The following is a 6115-nucleotide window of genomic DNA, read 5'->3' as shown; positions in this document are numbered from 1 at the left end:
CCCACGCCCTTCGGGCAGAAGCCCGGATGCCCTTTATTCCCGGCGTCACAGATCTGTGCTGTACCGCACTTTCAGGTAATGGCGCATCACTCCGGCGCTGCGGCGGGTGTCGGGGCGGGTGGTGGGCGCAGGCCGACCTCGGCGCTCAGGCGCATCTCCTTGCCGTTGCGCATCACGTCGATAGCAATCTTGTCCTTGGGTTTGGTGCGCGCCACCTGGTTCATCGAGCGACGACCGTCGCCGGCAGGTTCGCCATTGATGCTCAGGATCACGTCGCCCAGTTGCAGGCCGGCTTTCTGCGCCGGTCCGTCGCGGAAGATGCCGGCCACAACGATACCTGGACGATCCTTCAGCCCGAAGGATTCGGCCAGTTCCTGGGTCAGCGGTTGAACTTCGATGCCCAGCCAGCCACGAATGACCTGACCGTGCTCGATGATCGACTTCATGACATCCATTGCCAATTTGGTCGGAATAGCGAAGCCGATGCCCTGCGAGCCGCCGGACTTGGAAAAGATCGCGGTATTGATACCGATCAGATTGCCGCTGGCGTCTACCAGCGCACCGCCCGAGTTACCCGGGTTGATGGCCGCATCAGTCTGAATGAAGTCTTCATAAGTGTTGAGGCCCAATTGATTGCGCCCGGTGGCACTGATGATCCCCATGGTCACGGTCTGACCGACCCCGAACGGGTTGCCGATCGCCAGTGCTACGTCGCCGATGCGAATGCTGTCAGAGCGCGCGATGGTAATCGCGGGCAGGTTTTTCAAATCGATCTTGAGCACCGCCAGGTCGGTTTCCGGGTCATTGCCGATGACCCGGGCAATGGTTTCGCGGCCGTCTTTTAGCGCCACCACGATCTGGTCCGCGCCTGTGGTGACGTGGTTATTGGTCAGTATGTAGCCTTCGGGGCTCATCATGACGCCAGAGCCAAGGCTCGACTCCATGCGCTTCTGCTTGGGCGTGTTGTCGCCGAAGAAGCGGCGGAACTGCGGGTCTTCGAAAAGCGGATTGTTGCCCTTGTTGACCATCTTGGTGGTGTAGAGGTTGACCACCGCGGGCGCTGCGGCAATGACCGCATCGGCATAGGACGACGGACCTTGCATGACGTTGGTGGTCTGCGGAGCCTGTTGCAGATTGACATCCAGGCTCGGCAGGCCGACCCACTGCGGATAGCGCTGAATAATCAGCATGGCGATAAGCACGCCAGCCAGCAATGGCCAGCCGAAAAAACGCAGTGCCTTGAACATTTAACAAGTCCTGATGGTTGCGGGCGCAGAAAGTTTTGCCACGGGTGCGCCATAATGGCGGGCATTATACGAGTACAACGCAGCTCTGAACTGCATATTTAGGAGTCTTTTATGGCTGTTGCCCTGAGCACCCTGGTCGAAGAAGCCGACCGCTATCTGAACAGTGCCCGGATTCAGGATTATTGCCCTAATGGCCTTCAGGTCGAGGGTCGGCCTCAAGTGATGCGCATCGTCAGCGGCGTGACGGCCAGCCAGGCATTGCTGGACGCTGCCTTAGAGGCTCAGGCTGATCTGATTCTGGTCCATCACGGTTATTTCTGGAAAGGCGAAAACCCCTGTGTTGTCGGCATGAAGCAGCGTCGCCTGAAAACTCTGCTCAAGCACGACATCAGCCTGCTTGCCTACCACCTGCCGCTGGACGTGCACCCTGAAGTGGGCAATAACGTGCAGCTGGCACGTCAGTTGGACATCACTGTCGAAGGCCCGCTGGACCCCGAAAATTCGCGAGTGGTCGGCTTGATCGGTTCGTTGTCCGAACCCATGACGCCGCGGGATTTTGCCCGTCGCGTGCAGGATGCGCTGGGGCGTGAGCCATTGCTCATCGAAGGCAGTCAGATGATTCGCCGTGTCGGCTGGTGCACGGGCGGTGGTCAGAACTACATTGATCAGGCAGTGCTGGAAGGCGTTGATCTTTTCCTGAGTGGCGAAGCGTCGGAGCAGACATTCCACAGCGCACGGGAGAACGACATCAGCTTCATCGCGGGCGGTCATCACGCCACCGAGCGATATGGCGTTCAGGCCCTGGGTGATTACCTGGCCCGACGCTTTGCACTCGAGCATATCTTCATCGACTGCCCCAACCCGATTTGAACGATCAAACAGCAGGGCATATGCATAGATCGTTTCGATCTAGCTGCATCGCTGATTAGCGATATCACGCATGTTAAAGTGCTCGGCTCGAATACGGCCCGCAGGCCGCCCCGGGGTTTCCCGGTCCATAACGAACGCAATCCGTGAGTAGCCATGGTTGACAAACTGACGCATCTGAAACAGCTGGAGGCGGAAAGCATCCACATTATCCGCGAGGTCGCCGCCGAGTTCGATAACCCGGTGATGCTGTACTCGATCGGCAAGGATTCGGCCGTGATGCTGCACCTGGCGCGCAAGGCATTCTTCCCCGGTAAATTGCCATTTCCGGTCATGCACGTCGATACTCGCTGGAAATTCCAGGAGATGTATCGTTTTCGCGACAAGATGGTCGAGGAAATGGGCCTGGACCTGATCACTCACATCAACCCCGATGGTGTGGCGCAGGGCATCAACCCCTTCACCCACGGCAGCGCCAAACATACCGACATCATGAAGACCGAGGGCCTGAAGCAGGCGCTCGACAAGCATGGTTTCGATGCCGCTTTCGGCGGTGCCCGGCGCGACGAAGAAAAGTCCCGGGCCAAGGAACGCGTCTATTCGTTCCGCGACAGCAAACATCGCTGGGACCCTAAAAACCAGCGCCCCGAGCTGTGGAATGTCTATAACGGCAACGTCAACAAAGGCGAGTCTATCCGGGTGTTCCCGCTCTCCAACTGGACCGAGCTGGACATCTGGCAGTACATCTACCTTGAAGGCATCCCTATCGTGCCGCTGTACTTCGCCGCCGAGCGCGACGTGATCGAGAAGAACGGTACGCTGATCATGATCGACGACGAGCGCATCCTCGAGCATCTCACCGATGAAGAGAAGTCGCGCATCGTCAAGAAAAAGGTCCGTTTCCGCACGCTGGGCTGCTACCCGCTGACCGGTGCTGTCGAGTCCGAAGCGACCAGCCTGACCGACATCATTCAGGAAATGCTGCTGACACGAACTTCCGAACGCCAGGGCCGGGTCATTGACCATGACGGTGCCGGCTCGATGGAAGAAAAGAAACGTCAGGGTTATTTCTAAGGGGTGTCACATGTCGCATCAATCCGATTTGATCAGCGAGGACATCCTCGCCTATCTGGGCCAGCACGAACGCAAGGAAATGCTGCGCTTTCTTACCTGTGGCAACGTCGATGACGGCAAGAGCACGCTGATCGGGCGTCTGCTGCATGACTCGAAGATGATCTATGAAGATCACCTTGAAGCCATCACCCGGGACTCGAAGAAGTCCGGCACCACCGGCGATGACGTCGATCTGGCGTTGCTGGTGGATGGTCTGCAGGCCGAGCGGGAGCAGGGCATCACTATCGATGTTGCCTATCGCTATTTCTCCACGGCCAAGCGCAAGTTCATCATTGCCGATACACCGGGCCATGAGCAGTACACCCGTAACATGGCCACCGGCGCTTCGACCTGTGACCTGGCGATCATTCTGGTGGACGCGCGCTATGGCGTGCAGACCCAGACCCGTCGTCACAGCTATATCGCCTCTCTGCTGGGTATCAAGCACATCGTCGTCGCCATCAACAAGATGGACCTCAACGGCTTCGATGAGAGCGTGTTCGAATCGATCAAGGCCGATTACCTGAAGTTCGCCGAGGGTATCGCGTTCAAGCCGACCACCATGGCGTTTGTTCCAATGTCGGCGCTCAAGGGCGACAACGTGGTGAACAAGAGCGAGCGTTCGCCCTGGTACACCGGCCAGTCGCTGATGGAAATTCTCGAGACCGTCGAAATTGCCAGCGACCGCAACTATGCGGACCTGCGATTCCCGGTGCAGTACGTCAACCGTCCAAACCTGAACTTCCGCGGTTTCGCCGGTACGCTGGCCAGCGGTATCGTGCACAAGGGCGACGAGATCGTCGTGCTGCCGTCGGGCAAGAGCAGCCGTGTGAAGTCCATCGTCACTTTTGAAGGCGAACTGGAGCAGGCCGGTCCGGGGCAGGCCGTGACGCTGACCATGGAAGACGAGATCGACATTTCCCGCGGTGATCTGCTGGTGCATGCCGACAACGTCCCACAGGTCAGCGATGCGTTCGACGCGATGCTGGTGTGGATGGCCGAAGAGCCCATGCTGCCGGGCAAGAAGTACGACATCAAGCGCGCTACCAGCTATGTGCCTGGCTCTATTGCCAGCATTACTCATCGGGTCGATGTGAACACGCTGCAGGAAGGCCCTGCCAGCTCGTTGCAGTTGAACGAGATCGGACGCGTCAAAGTCAGCCTCGATGCGCCCATCGCGCTGGACGGCTATGACAGAAACCCCACCACTGGCTCGTTCATCGTCATCGATCGTCTGACCAATGGCACTGTGGCAGCGGGCATGATCATTGCCAAGCCGGTTTCAGGCGGTGGCTCGCAGCATCATGGCGAGCTGGCCCACGTCTCGACTGAAGAGCGTGCGCAGCGTTTCGGCCAGCAGCCGGCTACCGTATTGTTCAGCGGCCTGTCCGGCGCAGGCAAAAGTACGTTGGCGTATGCGGTCGAGCGTAAGTTGTTCGACATGGGCCGTGCGGTCTATGTGCTGGACGGTCAGAACCTGCGTCATGACCTGAACAAGGGCTTGCCACAGGACCGTGCCGGGCGTACCGAGAACTGGAGCCGTGCCGCCCACGTGGCGCGCCAGTTCAACGAAGCGGGCCTGCTGACCCTGGCTGCCTTTGTGGCGCCGGATGCCGAGGGCCGTGAGCGCGCCAAGGCGCTGATCGGCAAGGATCGTCTGCTGACCGTCTATGTTCAGGCGTCGCCAGCAGTCTGCCGCGAGCGTGACCCGCAAGGCCTGTATGCCGCTGATGGCGACAACATTCCTGGCGAGTCCTTTCCGTATGACGTGCCGCTGAATGCCGATCTGGTGATCGACACGCAGACACTCAACCTGGAAGAAAGCGTTAAACAGGTGCTGGATCTGCTGCGCAGTCACGGCGCGATCTAAGCTTCGCTTGCTGAAAAAAACCCGCNNNTCGCCAGCGATGGCGGGTTTTTTGTTTGCAGCGCAACGCACATCCAGTGGGACCGGCTTTAGCCGGGAAGAGGCCAGTACATCCACCGGATATTTGTCTACGGAACTACTGCCTTCCCGGCTCAGACTGTGTAAAAACTACTGCGCTTGGCAATACTGCGTTAAAAACAGGCGAAAAATGCTCATTTAGAACACCTGGAGTCGATCGCGACCCCGGCCGTTTTTCGCCTGTTTTTGCCTTGTCTTGCCTTCGCTCGTGACGTTTTTACACAGTCTGGGCTGAAGCCGTCCCACAGCAGCATGTGGTCTCCTGTGGGGGCGTTTCTTGCCCGCGATAAGGCCGATGAGGTCCCCCGGGTCATACCGCGTGATCGTTCTTCGCGAGCAAGTTCGTTCCTGCAGTGATACGTGCGAAATAAATAGTTGAGTGCGGTATCTATTTACCGCACAGCCTTGGATGTTTGCTGATTACTTGAATACTCATTTATTAACTTTCAAACGGTGAAAGTATGAGTATTCAATATGGTCAATTTAACAATAGCGGTGCTCCTGTGTTGCCGCCCAATCAAAAAATGACGCCTGGGCAGTTTTTACAATCGCCCAGCGGGCGTTTTCGTTTGGAGCTGCAAGGCGATGGCAATTTTGTGATCAGGGATAACGGACATCCGATTTGGGTTGCTGATGGTAATCAGCCTCACAGTCGTACCCTTTCCCGTAGGCAATCGGGTGCTCCCTGGTTCGTCGTCAGCAACAGTGGCTTTCTGTATGACCCGATGCGAGCAAGGCAGTGGATTGCGGAAAGTACCCATACAAGGGACAAATCCTATTGGTACCACAGCCACCTGTCCCTGGATGACGGTAATCTGGTCATTTATGACGGTCGGGCAGGCGAGCTGCGATGGGCGAGATTTGGGTTTGTGCCGGGTCGAATCAACAAGCCGACATTGATTCACGTTAATGGTCCTCATAATGTTAAGGAGACGCTGAACAA

5 protein-coding genes are annotated in these 6115 nt (G+C 57.7%); 4 read left to right on the top strand and 1 reads right to left on the bottom strand.

Annotation, left to right across the window (positions count from 1 at the left end; all coding sequences use genetic code 11):
* Positions 1-86: 86 nt before the first annotated feature.
* Positions 87-1247 carry a Do family serine endopeptidase AlgW gene (gene algW / locus ALO64_RS19415; protein WP_002555073.1) on the bottom strand — a complete coding sequence of 387 codons (1161 nt, stop codon included), beginning with the start codon at positions 1245-1247 and terminating at the stop codon, positions 87-89.
* 111 nt (positions 1248-1358) lie between these two features.
* Here algW and ALO64_RS19410 point away from each other — a divergent pair, with 111 nt between their 5' ends.
* The 4 genes from ALO64_RS19410 to ALO64_RS24680 all read left to right on the top strand — a co-directional run.
* On the top strand, positions 1359-2117 hold the full coding sequence (locus ALO64_RS19410; RefSeq protein WP_044344747.1) for a Nif3-like dinuclear metal center hexameric protein: 759 nt from the start codon (positions 1359-1361) through the stop codon (positions 2115-2117).
* 153 nt (positions 2118-2270) lie between these two features.
* Complete coding sequence (gene cysD / locus ALO64_RS19405; protein ID WP_002555071.1) at positions 2271-3188, top strand: sulfate adenylyltransferase subunit CysD; 918 nt, start codon at positions 2271-2273, stop codon at positions 3186-3188.
* 10 nt (positions 3189-3198) lie between these two features.
* The gene (cysN, locus tag ALO64_RS19400) at positions 3199-5097 is read left to right on the top strand and encodes a sulfate adenylyltransferase subunit CysN (protein WP_010207285.1); all 1899 of its coding nucleotides are present in this window, start codon (positions 3199-3201) and stop codon (positions 5095-5097) included.
* Between the two features lie 536 nt (positions 5098-5633).
* Positions 5634-6115: hypothetical protein (locus ALO64_RS24680; RefSeq protein WP_157058679.1), on the top strand; the 482-nt coding region annotated here is incomplete at its 3' end.

It is taken from the genome of Pseudomonas meliae (assembly GCF_001400515.1).
Classification (GTDB): Bacteria; Pseudomonadota; Gammaproteobacteria; order Pseudomonadales; family Pseudomonadaceae; genus Aquipseudomonas; species Aquipseudomonas amygdali.
The sequence above is the reverse complement of the archived record's forward strand: the minus strand, read 5'-3'. Positions and strand labels throughout refer to the sequence as shown.